Annotated in this window: 2 protein-coding genes; both read left to right on the forward strand. The window is 35.3% G+C overall.

What is annotated here, in order from left to right:
- The first annotated feature begins 482 nt into the window (after positions 1-482).
- Complete coding sequence (rmuC, locus tag U9P79_04785; protein MEA2103942.1) at positions 483-2090, forward strand: DNA recombination protein RmuC; 1608 nt, start codon at positions 483-485, stop codon at positions 2088-2090.
- Positions 2091-2156: 66 nt separating this feature from the next.
- Positions 2157-3356 carry a pyridoxal phosphate-dependent aminotransferase gene (locus U9P79_04790; protein ID MEA2103943.1) on the forward strand — a complete coding sequence of 400 codons (1200 nt, stop codon included), beginning with the start codon at positions 2157-2159 and terminating at the stop codon, positions 3354-3356.
- Positions 3357-3813 lie beyond the last annotated feature (457 nt).

The raw sequence follows: 3813 nt of genomic DNA on the forward strand, positions 1-3813 counted from the left end.
TACGCAAAAGCTGTAAAAATTTTTGCAGGAAGTAACAATAGAAAAAAACTTGAGACTATTGTTCACAACGAGATGTGGTAAATAATACGCTTTGGAAAAGCGTAATACGAAACCCGTATTCCATTTCTCCGAAACGGCAAACGACACGCTTTGGAAAAGCGTAATACGAAACCCGTATTCCGTTTCTCTGAAACGGAAAAACAACACGCTTTGGAAAAGCGTAATACGAAATCTGTATTCCATTTCTCCGAAACGGCAAAACAACACGCTTTGGAAAAGCGTAATACAAAATCCGTATTCTGTTTCTCCGAAACGGAAAACGAAACGCTTTGGAAAAGCGTAATACGTAATCCGTTTCTCCGAAACGATAAACACACAACTTTTTGAAAAAGTCAAACACGAGATAATAGTGAACTTGACACAGATATGTAAGTTATAAACTGTTGTAACAATCACAAAAAATATGAAATGAGAGTTAAAAAATGACAATTTTTTCTTATCTAACAATCGAAGCGGTAGTTTTGTTTTTTCTCCTCTATGTTATTTTCCGATTCAAATTGAAGCAAAGTATTAGAACCGAAAATCAACAAATTAAAAGGGAAAAGGAATTCTTGGAAGAAGCCAATCTTGAATTTAAAAAAAATATTAAGGAAATCCAATCCAAATTAAATGAGAATGAAGAATATCTAAAAGAAACGCAACAGCAGAAAATCGCTCTCGAAATTCAAAAAGCAAAAAATGAGGAGCAACTTAAAAATCTGAATGAAAAAATATTGGATGGAACCGCAATTATCAAAGAATTAAAAGAACAAAATAAAATTATTGGTCAAAAAGCAGATCAGTTTCAGGAGGATAGAGAAAAACTATCTTCTACAAAATCAACACTAACTGCAGAATTGGAACAGATAAATGCAGTTTTGCTAGAAAAACGAGAAAATCTTTCTGAAAATAAAAACACAATTAGATTGAAGGATGAAAAAATCTCTAACCTTATAACATCCAAAGAAAAATTAGAAAAAAATGTATCAGAACTAACAACTCAAATCGAACAGGAACAAAAAAGATCCAAAGAAAAATTAGAAATTTTAGAAAATGCCCGGGATGACCTGAAAAAGGAATTTGAAAATCTGGCGAATAAAATTTTCGATGCCAAAAATATCAAAGGAGAAAAAAAATTCCAAGAGTTAATGAAACCCTTGCGTGAGCAATTAAAAGAATTTCGAGATAGAGTGAATGATGTTTATGATAAGGATTCAGAGGGAAGAACAAAATTGCACGCTGAAATTAAGAATCTCCAAAATTTAAACAAACAGATCAGCGAAGATGCGGAAAATCTCACAAAAGCGTTAAAAGGAGATAGCAAAATTCAAGGTAATTGGGGTGAAATAGTTTTGGAAAAATTGTTGGAATTCGCCGGATTAGAAAAAGGAGTAATGTTTGAAACTCAGGTCTCTCTTAAAGATGAAACAGGCAAAAGATTTCAACCTGACGTCATTATCCACTTGCCGGATAAGCGAGATGTCCTCGTTGATTCCAAAGTTTCTCTTACAGCTTACGAAGAATTTTTCAACGAAGATGATGAGATTAAAAAACAAAAAGCCTTAGATAGACACCTCATATCAGTGAATAATCACATCAACGAATTGAGTAAAAAAAATTATGAAAATTTGCAAGGAGTGAACTCGCTTGATTGGGTTTTTATGTTCATTCCCATTGAGGGAGCATTTATTAGCGCAATCCAAAATAGCAAAGATGCTTACCAGCGCGCGATGAAGAAGAAAATTATTTTGGTTGGACCAACCACTCTTTTGGCAACTTTGCGAACAATCGAAAATTTTTGGAAATTTAAAAAACAAACTGAAAACGCTAAGGAAATCGCTCAACGTGGAAGTGCTTTATACGATAAATTTGTAAATTTTATCGAAAGCCTTGATGACATTGGCAAACATATTGAACGAGCATCAAATTCTTATAACGAAGCAAAAAATCGTTTATCCACCGGACGCGGCAATCTTATCCGCCAATCGGAAATGCTGAAAAATCTGGGAATACAAACCAAGAAGCAATTGCCGGATGGTTTTAAAGATTAATCATTTTGCTTGTCGAGTCAGTAGAAATGACACCTAAAAATCCCAAATAAATAATAGAAGGAAATAATGAAAATATCAAATCGAGCTACAAAAATTCAGGCATCTCCCCTACGCAAGCTGATGCCTTTTGCAAATACTGCCAAAAAAGAAGGAAAAAAGATTTATCATCTGAATATCGGACAGCCGGATATTCCCACTCCAAAAGCAATGCTGGATGTTTATCGAAATTTTGATAAAGAAGTTCTTGCTTACGGTCCATCACAAGGATTGGAACTTTATCGCGAAAATCTGGTAAACTATTACGCAAAGCATGACATCCAAATAGAAGTTGGTAACATTCTCGTAACTACCGCTGGATCAGAAGCTTTGATATTTGCTCTACTTGCTGCATGTAATCCTGGTGATGAAGTTATCATCCCGGAACCATTCTATACAAATTACAACGGATTTGCCACAATCACCAGCGTAAAAATCGTTCCCCTTACCACTTATGCAGAAAATGGTTTTGCTTTACCAAGCGATGAAGAGATCATTCCACTCATCACAAAAAAAACAAGGGCAATAATGCTATGCAATCCGGGAAATCCCACCGGAACAGTTTATCCGAAAACTGATATTGAAAGATTAGCAAAAATCGCTCTTGAGAACGACCTTTTTATAATTTCCGATGAAGTTTATCGCGAGTTTACTTATGATGGATTGACACACACAAGTATTATGGACATCAGGGGTTTAGAAGAAAATGCGATAATGGTGGATAGCATTTCCAAACGTTATAGCGCCTGCGGTGCAAGGATCGGTTGCATTGTTACCAGAAATAAAAATATAACTGACAGTGTGCTAAAATTCGCTCAGGCAAGACTTTGCCCTCCAACAATTGACCAACTCGCAGCAAATGCATGCATTGATATTGAGGAAGAATATTTCGTAAACATTCTATCAGAATATGATCAACGAAGAACCGTTGTCTTTGACGAATTGCAAAAAATTGAAAACATCGTTTGTATTAAACCTCAAGGTGCTTTTTATATCATCGCAAAGTTACCGATTGAGGACGCCGAAGATTTTGTCAAATGGATGCTTACGGAATTTTCTTACGAAAACGAAACTGTGATGTTTGCTCCTGCTGAAGGATTTTATGCTACTCCCGGAATGGGCAAAAATGAAGTCAGATTGGCGTATGTTTTGAATACGGAAAATCTCAAAAAAGCGATGCTCATCTTCCGAAAAGGACTTGAAAAATATATTGAACTAATGCAGAAATAGGATTTTTATCGAACAGAAAATTTGCCCGGATGCTTTCATGATAAGGTTTCAGAGTTTACGGACAGACTCTAATTAGTGTCCATCCGTAAAGTAGCATATCAAGTAAAATATATTCTTCATCCTTTTTACAACTCATCCCCTAACCCCTTCTCTTCAAAGAGAAGGGGAACTTTTATCTCCCTCTCCTCGATAGGAGAGGGTCGGGGTGAGGTCGAAAAATACTCCTTTACGGACAGACACAGTTGGAAAAACTTAAGTCAATTTCAAAAAAACGGAACTTAACTCAAGATTTTCCTTTACGGACAGACTCTAATTAAACGGTTCAAGCCCCTTAAACATTGAGTGCAATTTTATATGTTTTCTGACTATTTTGTAATTATTTCTAACGATTAGGATAAAAATGATGTTTGCAACAATCAAGGTAATGATAATATCAACAGGTTCATTAAGGAAATAG

Source organism: Candidatus Cloacimonadota bacterium (genome assembly GCA_034661015.1).
Classification (GTDB): domain Bacteria; phylum Cloacimonadota; class Cloacimonadia; order JGIOTU-2; family JGIOTU-2; genus JAYEKN01.